At 40.9% G+C, this 17,010-nt stretch carries 19 protein-coding genes and 1 pseudogene; 17 read left to right on the top strand and 3 right to left on the bottom strand.

Features of this window, described 5'->3' with window-relative positions; translation table 11 throughout:
• The first annotated feature begins 95 nt into the window (after window positions 1-95).
• The 8 genes from HOP08_19820 to HOP08_19785 all read left to right on the top strand — a co-directional run bounded on the left by HOP08_19820 (window position 96) and on the right by HOP08_19785 (window position 7,106).
• Window positions 96-719, top strand: a complete 624-nt coding sequence (locus HOP08_19820; protein NOT77178.1) for a hypothetical protein — start codon at window positions 96-98, stop codon at window positions 717-719.
• Window positions 720-897: 178 nt separating this feature from the next.
• Entirely contained in the window at window positions 898-1,494 is a 597-nt protein-coding gene (locus tag HOP08_19815; protein NOT77177.1) for a hypothetical protein, read from the top strand.
• 112 nt (window positions 1,495-1,606) lie between these two features.
• Window positions 1,607-2,065, top strand: coding sequence for a hypothetical protein (locus HOP08_19810; GenBank protein NOT77176.1), 459 nt, complete (start codon window positions 1,607-1,609; stop codon window positions 2,063-2,065).
• 206 nt (window positions 2,066-2,271) lie between these two features.
• Entirely contained in the window at window positions 2,272-2,607 is a 336-nt protein-coding gene (locus HOP08_19805) for a TfoX/Sxy family protein (GenBank protein NOT77175.1), read from the top strand.
• 202 nt (window positions 2,608-2,809) lie between these two features.
• Window positions 2,810-3,184, top strand: a complete 375-nt coding sequence (crcB, locus tag HOP08_19800; protein ID NOT77174.1) for a fluoride efflux transporter CrcB — start codon at window positions 2,810-2,812, stop codon at window positions 3,182-3,184.
• A gap of 387 nt (window positions 3,185-3,571) precedes the next feature.
• Entirely contained in the window at window positions 3,572-4,558 is a 987-nt protein-coding gene (locus tag HOP08_19795) for a hypothetical protein (GenBank protein NOT77173.1), read from the top strand.
• Between the two features lie 176 nt (window positions 4,559-4,734).
• Window positions 4,735-6,180, top strand: coding sequence for an amidohydrolase family protein (locus HOP08_19790; GenBank protein ID NOT77172.1), 1,446 nt, complete (start codon window positions 4,735-4,737; stop codon window positions 6,178-6,180).
• A gap of 137 nt (window positions 6,181-6,317) precedes the next feature.
• Complete coding sequence (locus HOP08_19785; GenBank protein ID NOT77171.1) at window positions 6,318-7,106, top strand: alpha/beta hydrolase; 789 nt, start codon at window positions 6,318-6,320, stop codon at window positions 7,104-7,106.
• 22 nt (window positions 7,107-7,128) lie between these two features.
• Here the strand turns inward: HOP08_19785 and HOP08_19780 are convergent, their stop codons facing one another.
• The gene (locus HOP08_19780; GenBank protein ID NOT77170.1) at window positions 7,129-7,986 is read right to left on the bottom strand and encodes a hypothetical protein; all 858 of its coding nucleotides are present in this window, start codon (window positions 7,984-7,986) and stop codon (window positions 7,129-7,131) included.
• A 152-nt stretch (window positions 7,987-8,138) separates the two neighbouring features.
• Here HOP08_19780 and HOP08_19775 point away from each other — a divergent pair, with 152 nt between their 5' ends.
• The 5 genes and pseudogenes from HOP08_19775 to HOP08_19755 all read left to right on the top strand — a co-directional run bounded on the left by HOP08_19775 (window position 8,139) and on the right by HOP08_19755 (window position 12,427).
• A complete protein-coding gene (locus tag HOP08_19775; protein ID NOT77169.1) occupies window positions 8,139-9,122 on the top strand; it encodes a hypothetical protein in 984 nt (327 codons plus the stop codon).
• 93 nt (window positions 9,123-9,215) lie between these two features.
• The gene (locus tag HOP08_19770; protein ID NOT77168.1) at window positions 9,216-10,592 is read left to right on the top strand and encodes a hypothetical protein; all 1,377 of its coding nucleotides are present in this window, start codon (window positions 9,216-9,218) and stop codon (window positions 10,590-10,592) included.
• A gap of 61 nt (window positions 10,593-10,653) precedes the next feature.
• Window positions 10,654-11,124, top strand: coding sequence for a hypothetical protein (locus HOP08_19765; protein NOT77167.1), 471 nt, complete (start codon window positions 10,654-10,656; stop codon window positions 11,122-11,124).
• A 1-nt stretch (window position 11,125) separates the two neighbouring features.
• Window positions 11,126-12,199: a hypothetical protein gene (locus HOP08_19760; GenBank protein NOT77166.1), complete on the top strand. Its 1,074-nt coding sequence runs from the start codon at window positions 11,126-11,128 to the stop codon at window positions 12,197-12,199.
• Window positions 12,200-12,227: 28 nt separating this feature from the next.
• Window positions 12,228-12,427: pseudogene (locus HOP08_19755) on the top strand (hypothetical protein).
• Window positions 12,428-12,448: 21 nt separating this feature from the next.
• On the opposite strand, the gene HOP08_19750 reads toward HOP08_19755, so the two are convergent.
• The gene (locus HOP08_19750; protein ID NOT77165.1) at window positions 12,449-13,621 is read right to left on the bottom strand and encodes a hypothetical protein; all 1,173 of its coding nucleotides are present in this window, start codon (window positions 13,619-13,621) and stop codon (window positions 12,449-12,451) included.
• A gap of 124 nt (window positions 13,622-13,745) precedes the next feature.
• Between HOP08_19750 and HOP08_19745 the strand changes: the two genes are divergently transcribed.
• Both HOP08_19745 and HOP08_19740 read left to right on the top strand, forming a co-directional pair.
• Entirely contained in the window at window positions 13,746-14,468 is a 723-nt protein-coding gene (locus tag HOP08_19745) for a DUF5020 family protein (protein NOT77164.1), read from the top strand.
• 115 nt (window positions 14,469-14,583) lie between these two features.
• Entirely contained in the window at window positions 14,584-14,988 is a 405-nt protein-coding gene (locus HOP08_19740) for a DUF2652 domain-containing protein (GenBank protein ID NOT77163.1), read from the top strand.
• Window positions 14,989-15,021: 33 nt separating this feature from the next.
• Here the strand turns inward: HOP08_19740 and HOP08_19735 are convergent, their stop codons facing one another.
• Window positions 15,022-15,528 carry a VOC family protein gene (locus tag HOP08_19735; GenBank protein NOT77162.1) on the bottom strand — a complete coding sequence of 169 codons (507 nt, stop codon included), beginning with the start codon at window positions 15,526-15,528 and terminating at the stop codon, window positions 15,022-15,024.
• 89 nt (window positions 15,529-15,617) lie between these two features.
• Here HOP08_19735 and HOP08_19730 point away from each other — a divergent pair, with 89 nt between their 5' ends.
• A complete protein-coding gene (locus tag HOP08_19730) occupies window positions 15,618-16,247 on the top strand; it encodes a dihydrofolate reductase (GenBank protein ID NOT77161.1) in 630 nt (209 codons plus the stop codon).
• Between the two features lie 90 nt (window positions 16,248-16,337).
• Window positions 16,338-16,985: a hypothetical protein gene (locus HOP08_19725; protein NOT77160.1), complete on the top strand. Its 648-nt coding sequence runs from the start codon at window positions 16,338-16,340 to the stop codon at window positions 16,983-16,985.
• Window positions 16,986-17,010 lie beyond the last annotated feature (25 nt).

Raw genomic sequence — 17,010 nt, 5'->3', positions numbered from 1 at the left:
TGGCAGCAAGCCGTTTTGGACAAAGTAACATACGACAAAAAATGATAAGAGCGATAAAATACATATTGACTACTTGGACATTATTCAGTTCGACTATGGTGTTCTCACAGACAATCAAGTTTGACAAAAGCAGACTCGAATTGGTTAATGTGACCATGGCCATAGAAAGACTGACCGGAAAGGAGACGGTGAAGGTTATCAAAGACTCCACCGTAAAAGAGTTTGACGAACCGACTTTTATAAAAATAAAAGGGACGGACTTCAAAAACGGCATAATTGAAGTAAAGGTACAAAGCCGACTTTTGAAAGATGCTCCTGATTTTGCGCGAGGTTTTATCGGAATTGCTTTTAGAATTAATGACAATAATTCAAATTTTGAGTGTATTTACCTTCGCCCAACAAATGGGCGAGCGGACAATCAACTAAGAAGAAATCGTTCGACTCAATACTTTTCCTTTCCTGACTTCAAATTTGAGCGACTGAGAAAAGAGTTCCCTGGGGAATATGAGTCGTATGCCGACATGGGATTAAACGAATGGATAAAAATTAAAATTGAAGTTAAGGGCAAACAAGCCAAGCTGTTTCTCAACGAAAACAAACAACCGACACTAATTGTAAACGACTTAAAACACGGGGACAATAACTCAGGGACAGTTGGACTATGGGTTGATATTGGGACGGAAGGTTTTTTTTCCGACCTAAAGATTACTCGGGACTGACAAGCAAAGAAAAAGAGTTGAGTTAAAACGGCCAGCTGCCAACAATGTGCATAATCAATGGTTCAGTGTAATTTTGTAGTTTAGTTTTTCAAAATACGTTTGGTGTCGTGGGACAGTGACGCGCTTCGAAAGCCCAGCCACGTTTCATACACCAACGTTGGTGGCAAGCCTTTAGGACATGACGACAAAAGAAAAGTTTACGACATATTATCGACCGTGGCTGATAGCAATGTTATTAATATTTGGAGTCCGATTTGCGTTTGGACTTTTTGATGAGCCCAAAAGAGAAAGAACAATTAGTGCCAATGGACTTAGTTTACTAATAGGACTAATAATTGGGACATCGCTTATATGCGGTGGAATCTATCATTGGTTCTTTGAAGTTTATAGACCAAAACGACTGGTCAAACTTTTTAACAAAATAAAAACTCTGGACTTACAAGAATTCGGACTTAAAGTAGACGAGAACGAAGAAAACTTTAACGGACATTACAAGGGGTACTACATAACGGTCTTTCCCGACAGCACTGCTGACACTGGAGATTGGATTAGGACAAATGTTTTCATCATTCCAAAAGCGACTCAAGAAGAACTATACATCAGACTTGCAAAAAAGTACGATTTCAACTCGGGGGACGGACTAGTTTGGTTTACATGTAAGACCAAAATGAAATTCGGAAGGGTGCCGAAAATTGAGATTATAAAACAGGACATTAACGAACTAGTTGACGCTTTGAGATACGAAAGGGTTGATCCATTATTAGTGACCGACTAAAAGGCCAGCCACCAACACAAGCTATAAGGCATTGGCCTTTTTTGTTTATTTTTAAAATTAAGGTAAGGCCAATGCCTCATAGCTAGACGTTGCCAGCAATAGCGCGAGACAGATGAGACTACTAATAGTAATACTTACGACAATTATTTGGCAGACGACTTTTGGACAGATTGTCAATTCGTTGTCGGCTGACAAGACAGGAATGTTTTATTACTCGGTGGACTCTTTGATAAAGAAGATTGAGAAGGAAAAAAGAATAAAAAAAATAATTTTAAAGGCAGATTGGTCAGCAATTCAAGATTTTCCGGAGACAATTAGAAGCATCAAAATAGTTAAACAAGACAAGACGAAGGATTATAAAACAAAGGACTTTGGTGATAATGATGTTTTATTCGAAATCAGCGGACTAACAATAATTCGTAACCAAGTTACTTTATCCATTGGGACACATGAGAAAAGAGGTAATGGGATGACATTCTTCGCTGACGGAGCCTACATTTTCTATTTCAAATATTTACCTAAGACAGAAACGTACAAACTGACACAAATAAAAAGTGGAATAAGATTGTAAGCGCTACAGCTGGCAACACCGTGTATGCGCCATGGTGCTGGGGTGGAGATAATAATTTTTATTTTTGCCAGCACCACGTCACATACACAAACGTTGGGTGGCTCTCGTGGCTAGGGACATCGAATACGAAAATTCAATAAATAAACCATTTGACATTTATTCCACAGACATTCTTTCACATTTGTAGACATTGACAATTCACTGCCATGGCATCAGACCAGAAATTTGTAGACTATATCCTTGACCAAATTGACACCTCCGGACAAGTTACCTGCAAGAAAATGTTTGGCGAATATGGGCTGTATTTTGACAACAAGTTATTCGGCCTTGTATGTGACAATAAACTATTTATTAAGCCCACACTTTCGGGGAGACAATTTATCGGGAACATTGTTGAAGCGCCACCGTATCCAGGAGCAAAGCCAAGTTTTTTAATTTCGGAAAAATTGGACGATCGTGATTGGCTAAAAAAATTGGTTAAGGTAACTGCTAAAGAATTGCCAGAACCAAAACTCAGACAAAAGAAACAAAAGGATAAATGACATCGAGCACTGAGTAACCCAACAGCACACAACAAAAGCTAGACGCAATTGCTAGGCTCGGTGGTGGTAAAAAAGTTTTTAATACCTAATTTTAATTCTACAAAGTGGACAGTGAAGCAGTTTCTATACCCGCAACTGCTTTTAGCTAAACGTTAGCGGTCATGCTATGACGACAGTGCAAACTCAAACGACAGGACATAAAATGAAAGAACTAATTGCAGTATTTATTGGTAGCGGACTTGGCGGACTTTCACGGTTCGGACTTGGTAAGTGGGTTGACAGTTGGCACAACCATAATTTTCCATTCGGGACTTTTGTAGTTAATGTGGTGGCTTGTTTCATTTTGGGTTTTGTAATCGGACTTGCTGACCACAAACAAATTCTTTCACCGACAGCACGGCTGTTTTTAGCAGTTGGCTTTTGCGGTGGCTTTAGCACCTTCTCGACTTTCAGTAGCGAAACACTGACACTTTTCCAACAAGGACACAACACAAGTTTAGTGCTTTACATACTTGGTAGCATTTTGCTTTGTGTAACGGCAACCTTTAGCGGACTTTTTATTGCGGAGAGAATTTAATCTTGACAAATGAAAAAGATAACAATTTTAATCACTTTGTCAGCTTTGACAATCACAAGCTGCAACAATTCTAAAGACAACAAAATGACAGCAGGCAATAAAACGACTTCTGTATGCCTTTCCTTTCAGACAGAAAGCTATTTTTTGGTTATTGATAAATGATCTCAGAGAAAGGGAGCTGATATAAATTAATTGCCGGCAACAAAAGCTAAACGCAATTGCGGGGAAACGTTTTCCAATGAAAAGTAATTACTAAATTTAGTTCGCACACGTGGGACAGAAATGATTTCAAAATCCCGCAACTGCTTTTAGTTAGACGTTGTGAGCAAGGCTCAGACATAACAGTTTCAGTTTACATAGGCAAAACAAAATCATAGACGTTGCTTAATGGCACTAAGGATCTCTCTTCTAACTGTTTTATTGATAATAAATTATACTGAAACAGTATGTCAAAACAATTCCGATTCAGTTAAAAGCATCGTAAATGACATAGCACAGAGACACATACTTCAATATGAAAAGATCGGTATTAGCGGTGAAGTTTCTAACCTCTGGATCAATTATCAAAAATTAAAGCAATTCGCTTCGGAACAAGAACTTATTGACAATATGTCTCATGAGAGCAAAATTGTGAGATGCTATTCCTTTATGGCACTAAACGAAGCAAATAGCAATAAGATTTTCGAAATCCTAGTTAATAATCTAAAAGACAATGAATCGATAGGGATTCAGGCGTTTGATGTTATCTATTCTCGAAAAGTAAGTGATTTCTATTTATCCTCGATTCTTCCTGGCAATATCTCACCCAGTGAGAGGCTTCGTCTTGACAGTATGATATTAATAGATCAATCTATCCAACTGGCTTATAAAAATGCACTATTAAATGAACTTCCTGCAACTGACAAATATTATGGGATCATTAGGCAATATGCTGAACTAGGAAATGGTGACGCATTGGTAACATTAGCTCGATTTCAGAGAGAAGCTGATAAGGATCTTATTCTAAAGACATTGGATAGCAAAGGCAACCAATATTTTGCTTTTAAAGCAATTCGCGAATTCCCAGACAAGGACTTTTTCAAGCCTTTGACAAAGCAATTTTATAAACGGTGGTACAGAACTCATTACAATTACTCTGAATTGAGAATGATTTACCAGGCCTTAGCTAAGTTTCCAGAGCAAAAAGGGACAATTAAAATTTTCAACAAAACGACAAAAGCTTTGGGCCGTTGGAAACGAGACTATTTCAGTACATATGTAAAAGTCGCAATAACGAAGTATCCCCATAAGAATTTTGACTACCTAGTTGAGAGAATTGATTTGAGCGATTTCAATGAGAGAGCGTTTAAAGACTATTTTGAAATTGACAAATGAGTTATTTTGCGGCTAATACCCGGCGCACAACATAAGCTATAAGGCGTGGCGGCACGGTTGACATTTAATTTTATGTTTTGGTGTGCCGCCACGCCTTATAGCCGAACGTTAGCACCAATACTAATACAGAATTATTTTGGAACTAGGTGCATCATATGCTTTATGATACAAACACAATGAAGAAACATCTGATCATCTTATCTGCTATCATTCTCATTTTTATAATCGCTGGATGTTCAAAGGAACTCAAAGGGGACCTGATCATTAAAAATATTGCAGTGATCGATGTTTTGGATGGCACTATTGATAATTCGATGGATATTGTAATTATTCAGGATAGAATAACGGAGATTATACCACACAGGGAAAACAATACGTATTTAGCGAACGAAATTATTGATGGCAAAGATAAATTTATAATACCCGGATTGTGGGATATGCATACGCACACTTGGTGGGCCTACAAAGAATTCTTTCCGTTACTGATGGCTAATGGAATAACCGGAATCAGGGAAATGTGGGGTGACCCCGCGGAAGTTAAAAAAATTCGAAACAAGATTGACAGTGGATTAGTGACAGGGCCGGATATTATAAGTTCGGGGGCAATCATTGATGGTAATCCGCCATTATGGAAAGGTTCTGATATTGCCGACTCTCCCGAGAAAGCAAGAGCCCTTGTCAGGAATCAAAAAGCTCAGGGCGCTGATTTTATAAAAGTGTATTCCTATTTGGAGAGAGATGTCTATTTCGCCATTGCCGATGAATGCAGAAAAGAAGGAATTCCCTTTAGCGGACATATTCCTTTTAAAATTTCTCTTGAAGAGGCAATCCATGCAGGTCAAGGAACACTGGATCATTTTTTTGGAGTTCTGGATTTCTGTTCCACGGAAAAAGAGTTCCTGACTACAGCGATGCACGCTACCGATAAAAATGATTCTCTTTTTGAGGCGCGTAAATTTTCAACCTTCCTAACCAGGATGCGGTTTGAGAATAAAACATATGATCCTTCGCAATTATCGAATCTAATGTCACTCTTAGCAAAAAGTAACTCCTGGGTATGTCCGACTATGATTGCTGCTGAAGGTTCTATCGATCGATCAACGCCTGACTTCAAACCCAAGGACATAATCAATTATATGCCCGACTTTGCAGTTGAAGATTGGGCGCCACGCAATGATTCCGCAAGTATAAAGTCGCGCGTCAGGAACAGAAAGATAGAAAGTGATTGGTACAAGCAAACCACCTCCCTCTTCAAACCATTAAAAGACGGAGGAGTAAAATTTCTTGCCGGTACTGATTATCCAAATCCCAATTGTTATCCGGGTTTTAGTTTGCATGACGAATTGCAAATTTTTGTTGAAAAAGCTGCCTTCACTCCCCTTGAGGCGCTTCAAACGGCTACGATCAATCCGGCATTATTCCTTAAAATAGACAAGGATATTGGAACGGTGGAGATTGGAAAAAAGGCTAACCTCATAATACTTAATGCTAATCCAATGGAGAATATTAATAATACCAGACAAATCGATGGCGTTATCTTGAGAGGTAAATTTTACAAATCAACTGTATTAAATGACTCTCTTGAACAAATAGTTCGGAAGGTTAATTCAGCGGATCAGTGACAACATAGAGACTGAGCGGCACAGGTGCTTTCAAAGTCTATAAGTCATTTGCCTTCTTTTGTTTATTTTTATTTTGGGTGAACAAACGGCTTATAGCCAAACGTTGTGGGTATCTATCCTTAGACAAATTTCTCCAAATGAATAAAATACTAATTGTTGTAACCCTGATTTTAATTTCTGGATTTGAGGTTAAGAAATCCCAAAAATTTAATTATCGGATATCAGGAAACGGTAAGCCAACAATTATTGTCGATCTGGCAATGGGAGAAACTCTTCAAAGTTGGCACTCCCTTCAGACAAGACTATGCAAGTTGACAACCGTTGTGACTTATGACCGATTAGGACTCGGGAAGTCAGACACCACAAGTGTGCCAAGGACAATTGAAAATTTAAGTATTGAGTTGAATGAGTTCCTGACGAGCAATGGAATTCCAGGACCTTATTTATTGATCGGACATTCGTTAGGGACTTCTATCCTAAGAAAATACCAAAATGATCATCATGAAAATGTTTTAGGTATGATTTTGATTGATCCGGTCCATGAAGACCAATTTGATAGACTTATTGCAATTAAATCTAAAGAGGATCAGGAAAAGACAATAAAATGGAGAGAAAAATTTGAAATGACACTTAAGACTGGAGAGAGAAATGAAGCCATTATGTACCATCAACAGATGGCGGCAATGAGAGATGTTAAGTATCCAACCAATATACCAATAACAATAATCGGTTCATTTCGGGTAGGACCTGGGGCGAGCGAAGAGGATAGACAAATCAAGAAGGAACTTTTCAATCAATGGTTAAATCAGGCCCCACAAATAAAGTTAGTAGCAACAACAAAAAGCGGACACTATATTCAGGATTCAGAACCGGAGTTATTGATTGACGAAGTAAAATTGATGATTGAAAAGTTAAGAACAGAGTAAAGATAATTCCGCTTTGTCATAATCACTTAAGCTTCGCAAGCTGAGCTTTGGCATTCTCATTCACCGGATCAATTTCAAGCACACGTTGGTAACATGCCTTTGAACTTTCTTTATTTCCGGCAGCGAGATACGCTTCTCCCAAACTATCAAAGCAATTAGCCGATTGCGGAAACAGGTTAACGTTGATCCGAAAAACTGTGATCGCTTCTTTAACATCTTTGCGCATCAGAAACACATAGCCACAGGAGTTTAAATCCGTCTCACGACCGATATCAGTCCTGATCTGATCGGCCAGCCCGCGCGGACTAACATTATCATCTGATAGGATTCCCTGCGCAAGCCACGCGTTGATCCTGGCATAACCTTTATAATTATGTGTGTAGGATTGTCCCGTGATAATTTTGAGCAGATCGCGTTCAAGCGACTCCACCTGGAACTCAACAATTCTACCCACTTCTTTTTCTTTCTGATAAACAATAAAGGTGGGGACACGATAGATGTTCAGTCCCTTTTCTTCGCGCTTGGGTCCTTGCTTATAAACCTCCAGTGAATCATAAACACCCAGTAGTTGAATATTCTTTTCCGCAAAGCCAGCTTCATGAAGCACTTTCATCATGCGTGGTAACTCACGTTTGCTGTCGCCACACCACGAACCAAAAACGATTTTTATGGTAAATTTTTCAGGCACTGATTTTTTGAGCTGTGCGACAACTTCTGCATTGGGTACATAACCGGTATAGCCTGGTTTGTACCATACGGAATAGGGTTCACGCTGCAGGTCGCTTGCCTGGCAATATCCGAGCAGGCGTTCGTCACGCTTTTGGGCAGCTGCGCTTATGCACACAATAAAAAATACAAGCAGTAAAATGTGTTTTCTCATGGTCGGTTAGGTTTCTTCAAAGCTATCGGCTTGCTTCCGGTAACGATGTTAATGAAATCCTAAAAGATTGTCAGCGAGTTGTTAATACACGCTTTAACCCCACCGGACTTTTATAAATTTGCCACATGTTTGAGTTTCAGAGATTGCAAGGAATGACAAGATTCAGTTTGTATTGGGCATTTGGTGTAATGGCAATGGTTCATTCTGCATCTTCACAACAATTAGCATCGAATGATGATCCGCGTTTAAAGAAACCAACGTTGCTGTGGACGGTCGATTGGAAACCCGATGATAGACTGATTGCAGTGGGAGGTGATGACAGCCTGCTGCGAATTTATTCAGCGAAAGATCTGACACTTGTGAGAGCGTATAAGGTTGGAGGGATGATCCGTCAGATGAAATGGCATCCCACGGAAAGCCTCCTGGCGATTGCCACACACAATGATGCGATCAGTGTGCTGGATATAAGCACGAACAAGACGACAAGACTCAATGGAATAGGACATGGGGCAAGGGGAATTGATTGGAATTATACGGGGCAGCTAATTGCAACGGCAGATAATGATGGGCTTGTGAAGATCTGGAGTAAGGAAGGAGTTCTGAAAAGAACCATTGCCAAAGAAGATGATAACAGCTATTTCTCAATCCAATGGCATCCGTCACGAAACATCCTTGTCGCAAGTGGTGATGATATAAGGATCATGGATACCACCGGATTCACCATGAAGACTATCAGGCATAGAAAGGAAAATACGGGAGTGTTAACGCTAAGCTGGCATCCAACGGGCGATTATTTTGCATCGGGGGACTACGGACATAATGAGGAAGGTGTTCCTTCTCTTATTCAGCTATGGAAGATTGATGGATCTTTGATCAGCACACTCAACGGTAGTAAGGCAGAATACAGAACTATACAATGGAGCAAATCAGGTAAGTCTTTGGCTTCAGCAAGTGATGCTCTCAGGATATGGAGTAACAAGGGTGAATTATTATTCACAGGACGATCATCAGAATTGCTGTGGGGCCTGGACTGGAATTCAACCAATGAACAGATTGTCACCACCGGAATCAGGGGCACCATCTCTCTTTGGACAAAGAATGGAAAATTGATCAAATCGATTGGTCCAAAGCAGTAGATCATACTTACACAAAAAGAAATTACGCAGTTCTTCGTATAACAGCCTGTATTACTATTAAGCAAATTTGTTCAGACTGCTTAATATCATCATATGTACAGGATACTAATAATGCCCGTCTGCATTCTTATAATTGGATTGACACGTGCTCAATCTCAATCAGGTCACATGCCTGCAACACCTGCCATGTGTGCGTTCTTCAATACTGACAGAACACGTTGCCTGACCGTCTCATCTGGTGAAGCTGTGATGTGGGATTACGTTCAGAAAAAACCTATCTGGACAAAGAAGGCAGAAGAGCTGGGGAAGTTCATTGACCTGTCGTTCGGATCTGTCACCACAGACCCGTCACTGACCTATATGCTTAAACGCAACAACACGGACAAGCCTCCCTTTATATACCTGGTAAATCTTAACACGTTCGCGCTTACGAACTGGGGATGGCAGGACAGGCAGTTTGCCGCCGATGGACAGATACCAGTGCGCGACTGGACGCTTGGAAAAAACAAAAGTGTGCTTTACATGATAGACCCGGTAAAGCTGACGAAGGAAAAGATCGCGGAGGACTTTGAATCTTTTTGGTTTGAAGATGACAAAAATACCATCGTCATGTACAAAGAAGATAAAAAAGGAGGGAAGGTACCGGTTGCCTACTATGACGTAAAGGAGAAGAAATTAAGAACAGGAAAGACTGCCAAAGCAAAGACCGATGAAAATCCAAAATTCTATCGCGTATCGCTGACGCAACGCAATGATGCAAGTAACAGAATGATGACGTCGGTGAAGTGTGAGGATGAAGCATTCAAGCCGGTAAAAGAATTTCAGATCAGGAACGCAGGAGCCGTTTATCTGTACACACCCAGTATCAGTCGGGTATCACTACAAGACAACACCGTGACGGTTGTTGAATATGCTAATATGCCTGGGAAGGCTAAGATGTTATTTTCGTTTGTCAACACTTATAATTACCTGACGGGTGAGCTCCTCGAAAGCATGGAGCTAACGGATACATCTGAAACAGGTTTATCGATGGCCGATGCCGAGCTCAAAAAACGAAAGGAGGCTGCGGAAGAACAAAACAGAATCAATAATCTGCCGGAGAATATATTGAAGCAGCGTATCAACATGCTGTCCTTCGAACCATACTATATTAGTCTTAAAACAGGACATATCTATAAGATCCAGGCAGACAAAGGTCCGTTCGAGAATAAGCTGGTGAGTCTTGAGGCTATCACAGGACTTGGCAATTATCAGGTCTTTGAGAACATTGATAACCTGGAAAACAGATCTTACTACAAGGCAATAAAGAATTATCAAACCTGTCCCGTATGTCAGGGAAAAAGTGTGACACAGACCTATAAAGAGCGTGAGATAGATCAGACCTTAAGCTCAGGTCGAAAGATTGTGGAGACCACCGTAAACACCCAGGCATGTACACGGTGCGGAGGATGCGGGGTGGTGCCAAAGTAAGTTGTTGATTATGTTTTGTGGAATGTTGTCTTTCTCTGCATCTTAGAGATAAAACAAGGTTATGACAACTTTTCTAATCGCCCTCACCGGCTTTATCAGCATGGCAAGTTCTTTATTCAGCCTGGAGCTCCCGAAAACCTGGGAAAAGGATTTTACAATCGATGTATCCTATCATGGCAGCATGAGCGGAGGCAGGACCAGCATAAAATTCACATACGACAGTTGTATATATATCACTGACTCGAACCAGGCGCCAAAGAAAACCAGGGCCTATCTATTAACTCAAAAGGACCGTGATGCAATCCTTGGGAAACTTCGCTCCCTGAAGATTGATAAGATCGATACCAAAAAGGAATTTGTGGCGGTGCATGATGGCTGGTCGCAATCAATATGCTTTGGATTTCACTGTATAGAAGGCGGCACTTCCGTTGAACTTACCGATGAAGACAAATCAACGTTTCTTACTGCTTATGCATTTCTTGAGCAGTTCGCGATTGACAACACCAAAAAGGTAAAAACAAAAGTTAAGTAGCATGAATTTAAAATCGTCCCTGTTCTTTTTAATCGCAATACTCATTTCTGGTTATGCAAGTGCTCAGGAATGGGTGCCTGTGGGTGGTGGAATAAATTCAGAGTTCAAGGATCAGCACAATAATATTTATGACATGCTTGAGTATGAAGGTGAGCTTTATGCAGTCGGGTCATTTACAAAAGTCGCGGGCATATCCATGAATTATATTGCGAAGTGGAATGGTGGAGAGTGGTCGGTAGTAGGGGATGGACTGAATGCGATGGCCAGCAGTCTGTGTATTTATAAGGGAGAACTGATGGTAAGCGGCTGGTTTACAAAAGCCGGATCTGTTAATGTCAACCATATTGCAGCATGGAACGGAAAGGAATGGCACGCGGTAGGCAGTGGCTTTGATTCTCATCCAAATGACCTTGTGATTTATAAAGATGAACTATATGCGGGTGGTGAATTTTCAACTGCTGATGGTAAGCCTGCACGAAACATTGCAAAGTGGAATGGGAAGAACTGGTCTGCCCTTGGAAAAGGTGTCGATGTGATTTCTGTAATGGCTGTGTATAAAGATCTGTTGTACACCAGCGGCTGGGCGATGGACAATGGTTCGGAAGGCATCAACATGTGGGATGGAATGAAGTGGCTGAAGGGCGGCTATGATGTAGTGGGGGTTCCTAATTCCATGATCGTTTATAAGGATGATCTTTACTTTGGAGGATACTTTCCTCACAAGGGAAAGAAGCGTGAGACCTGTATCTACAGGTTTGACGGCAAGAGCTGGCTGAATACCGGCAGCAAAGGGACCGACGGACACATTTATTCAATGCTCGAGTATGACGGAGTGCTTTATACTGCTGGATTTTTCACGGAGGCGGAAGGGTTGAAAGCAAATAATATTGCGAAATGGGATGGTGAGAAATGGATGTCATTTATGCCGGGAGTGAACTTTCATCCCCATGCACTTGTCATGTATAATGGATACCTGTATGCAGGCGGAGGATATTCTTCTTCAGAAAGCGGGGAGATCAATAAAACTATGATTGCGAGATTTCAGATGGAGGAAATCTTTGATATTATAAGATAACATCGCACGATTTTTATAAACTGCAATGATGTCAAGAGACGAATTAGTTCAGCTTGTGAAGGAAATTACCGCAGTGGAGGGCAAGACAGAAAGAGAGATCAATAAGTTGATTGAGTTGTTGAAGAGCAATGTTCCGCAACCTCGGTTACTGATTTGATTTACTATGATAATTTGTCTGTGGAAGAAGTGGTTGAAAAGGCGCTGAGCTTCAGAGCTATTGAATTGTGAACTCGGTATTTGTCAACCAGTTCAATGTTTACAATCAATAGTAGAAAATGAAAAAGAATCGAAAGCTGCCGGAATAGCATTTTCATTCTCAGAAAATCCCTGGATTGCAAAGATTCCAATATAACGGGGGTCGATATTGAAATTCTTACTGATAACTTCTTTAAAAGCAAAACCCTCCGATGGTCCGGTTCTATATAAGAATCTGTAAAGCCCATCCTGTCGTTCGATCTTCAATGCAGCAGTTGTTAGATTATTGCGAACCAGTGCTTCGTTCGGTTCTTCTACCGTGAAGATTGTTAAATGGGCAAATTCTTCCGGTTGACTTGTGCTGCCGCTTTCAGATGAACTGACGCCCTGAACAATTATTTCCGGCGGTTTCGAATAGCCCCCGAAAAAATCATTATACGAAATGGATATTCTCACAACCTTGTGACTGAACGTAGAATCTTCTGACAAAAGAATTCCGGCTTGTTGCCAGTTCTTGTCAGGAACAAAATCGTTCAAATGGATCTCAGTGGAAAAGCAGTCTCCCAATATTTTCCGAACCAGCAGGTTTCTTATGCCCGATACATTTTTTGCGTCGGGCCAGTTGTCGCCCTTCAGGGTGTATAATGATAGTGATCCCTTTTTCTCTCTTCTCTTTTCCCACCATTCGTTATCTGGATTCTGCAGCCACCAACCGTTCTCTGTCAAAGAATCGTATGAGAGGAATGTGAAAGGTTCATTGAAATTGGAAACCGGCTGCCCGGAAAACGGATAAAGTAGCCATGCCAGTATTGCGATAATAACGACAGAGAGTATTAAAAGCATTCCGGTTTTTCGTCGTGGCGAAACTGATGGAATCAGATTAGTATCTTTCTTAAAAGATTTTTTATACTGAAACCAGTATGGAAAATGTCCCTCATTGTTTTTTCGCTGGATCTCATCAGTCCTGGGCGCATCCAGCACATACCTTGCCAGGACATCCAGTGTGGCAATCGATGGATTCTCTTTTGATTCTTTGCTCTTGAGAATATACAAGGAATAATTCTTGAGACTTTTCACTCCCAGAAGGAGGCCGGTCTGTTCCAGGATCTTATTCGAAAGCAGTTTACTGTCAGTTTCAGAAAGGGCAGTCGTTAAGGGTGTCCCAAAACATTTATGACATGCCTCTTTAAAAAGCTCAATAAACACAATCTCATTAATGTCCCTCATTTCTGAATGATTATCTTTTAAATCCGGATGATTTCCATGCCAATTCCAAAGGTTTCCACCCCAATTACGGATGCGGGTTCGCCTTTGATGGTCTTTTGTGTCAAATCAACCAGCCATCAATTTTATGAAATTTTTGTTCGTTTCAGTCACCTGCCTTTGGTCAGTCGTCGGATTTTCTCAAAATGTGCAACTTCATTATGATCTGAGGCATACCATCGATCCGGAGTCTAACCCGATGAATTTCCCCAGCCTTACCTTCGAGTATTTTAAGAATGTGGATACCGTAGGAACGGGATCTTTTCTGTTCAAGACTCAGCTTGATCTAAAAGGAAAAAGCAACAATGCGGGTCAGGTGTTTACCCAAATATCTCAGTCACTGCGATTCTGGAAACCGAAGATATATCTTTCAATCGGCTATAGCGGTGGATTGGGAGTGACTACAACTTCTTTCGGATTTTATATTGCGAATTCTTTAAGCGCGGGAGTTTCTTATTCCACTCAATGGAAGGGTGCCTTCATTACAAGCAGTTTGTTGTACCGCTACAATGCGTTTGATGCTCCCAGCTTTGATCCACAATTCACTTTTTATTTCGGCAAAGGATTTTTCAACTACAGGATCTTCGTCGGAGGTAGTTTTGTTTTCTGGACCGAAAATCGAAATCAGGGGAATGACTTTACGAAAGACCTCAGTGGCAAAAAGCTATCGTTTTTTGGTGATCCACAGATCTGGGTGAAAGTCAAAGGTGGATTGTCACTGGGTTCACGAATCAACGTCTTTTATCATACGCTCACGGAAGAAGACATCCTTCAGATTTATCCAACCGTTGGCGCGAAGTATCAGTTTTGATTTATGATTTTATATTTACTTCAGGCTTTTACTCTTCAAAAAGACTAACGCGGCGTTTAAGATCAGGATCTCCTTTCTTCCATTATGGAGCACAATCAGCTTAGACTGGAAGTAAATGAAGTTGAGGGAGATGCAATACAATACTTTCTACAAACAGGGTAAAGCTCCGGAATTGAAAGAGCTCACCCGGCATTTCCAGTTAATGTCTGCCAGATTTTATGAACGACTAAAAGGATTCGGTGAAGCTCCTGGCGGATGTGACCTTTCTGTCAAGATGATTGTTCATTATGGTTCATTTTCAGTTTACAAGATTAATGGATTTACAAAGCTGTATGGAACTCCGGTAATAGAAGCGCATCGTCTGTTAAAGAATTCTGTGAATGCGGGTCATTATTTACTGGTATCACAATCCTATCTCGATTCTGTTGATGCTCCATCAGAAGGAATTGGTTACGGAGCCATCAGCTGTGAACAGTATGATATTGGTAACATTAGCTATCGTTATTTCACAGATGTTTAATGATTATATCATGTAGGTGATGAAACTGTTGGCCTACATTCCTTTCTTCATCTTTTCAACTGCGTCCCATCCTTCCGGCGTCACGCCCATAATTTCTGTCGCTACTCCCAGTGTTTTATAAGTATCGAAGAATGCCATCCGCGCAATTGGGTGGTCAACTTCACTGATCATTTCGTAGCCCTTTTCGCGCAAGGCGTTTGTTACTTTATTGAAATCACTTACCGGCAAACGGTAGGCAAGATGTTGCGTGCCACCTTCAGGATACCGGGCGAGGTAATCATGAAACATACTTTGACCGGAAAGTGGTTGTACAAGTTCGATAAATACACCTCCGTTATAAGTTTGCGTGGTTAACCATTCTGATGCCACCACCTCGCCTTTGTAAGTCATGCCTAAATCCTGTGCACGTACATGTTGTGGTTTGGGAAAACCTGCGATGCCTAAAGTGTTCGTGAGAAAATCTGCAGTGGCGTGTATATCAGGGATTACCCAGCCGATCTGGGCGAGTTCTAAATTCGCGGTGATTTTAATGCCATTCATCTTGTGAGCGGTTAGTTCAAATAGTAGAACGAAGTTAAGTAATGCTGTGGTATCATTTTGGTATACAGATCACCATAAAATCGAGCCTTATGAGAAAGCTAAAATTGAAGATGTCAGTGTCACTTGATGGATTTGTCGGTGGACCTAAAGGTGAATCAGACTGGATGTTTGAAATTCAGGATAAGGAAGTCAGCAAACTTGAGGTCAGGGAGATCTGGAAAGCGGGTGTTCATATCATGGGTTCTCGCACTTTTCGCGACATGAAGGCCTACTGGCCTACGTCAACTGAGATTTATGCGGCACCTATGAATGAGATTCCCAAGATTGCCTTTTCAAGAAAAGGAATACCGAACAAGGAATGGAATAAGACAACTCCAGGCTTTAAAGATGTATTGAAGTTTGTTAAGACACCTCTTGTGAAGGCTGCTGCTGATTCCGACTGGGATGACAGTCCTATCCTGACAGGCGATTTAGCAACTCACATCAGGAGACTCAAAAAACAATCAGGTAAACCTATTCTTGCCCACGGTGGGGCTGGGTTTGCACAAAGTCTCATTGCTACAGGTCTTATTGATGAATTTTTGTTCCTTATTTATCCGGTAGCAATTGGTAAAGGATTGCCAATCTTTACAAAGCTTAAAGATTCATTGGAATTAAAATTAGTGAGCTCAAAGAAATTTAAGTCCGGCATCCTGGCAAACGTATACAAGCCATCATAATACGTCGGTTAAACTGATTCAGCAACCATAACACTCCTAAATGAAACAATTCTATCCATCGGGCGATAGGAGTGCTGGTACCTTTGTGCCATGAAAAAAATTAATTTATCAATCATTATGATATTATTTGGTCTGATGACGACAATGGGACAGGATGGCAACGGTGACGGGCGTGTTTGGGTTTGGCAGGATGAATTACAGGACGCTCTTGCTGATGCGAAAATTTATACAAGCCCCAAGGATAGAACTTATTTTGTGCGACCTGCTTTTGAGGAATGGCTTGTCAGGGCTGTTTCAAAAAGTGCACGGGAGGAATGGAGGAAGACAACTTCCATGGATGCCGAAGAGCGCAAGAAGATATATGTATTGCTGGATGAACTTGCCGCATTAGTCAGCAAAAAACTTGCAGCACATATTCCAAGTGCAGAGATGTTTGCTAACGGAACGGAAGAAGAGAAGACCATGATGAAAGGAAAGATCACTGGCATTGAGCAAATTAAAATTCACAAGATTGGTTTACAGGATAAGAACTGGAGAATTGAAAAAGGGGACGATGGTATTCCTACCGGAAGAAGAAAATGGGGTTATGTGTGGTATAAGAAAGATGCCAGCCTTGTTGACTTTCCATGGTGCCGTGTCTTTGAAATGTACATCTATCAACCATACGCAGGCGGTGGCACCTATGGAGCCAGCGAAGCATTTTATGAAAGAAGATGGCTTTGTGGATGTCCTAAGTAATAAATGATAATTTTGCCGAAAGAGA

The organism is Cyclobacteriaceae bacterium, from assembly GCA_013141055.1.
Classification (GTDB): Bacteria; Bacteroidota; Bacteroidia; order Cytophagales; family Cyclobacteriaceae; genus ELB16-189.
This window is presented reverse-complemented; position numbering and strand designations above follow the sequence as displayed.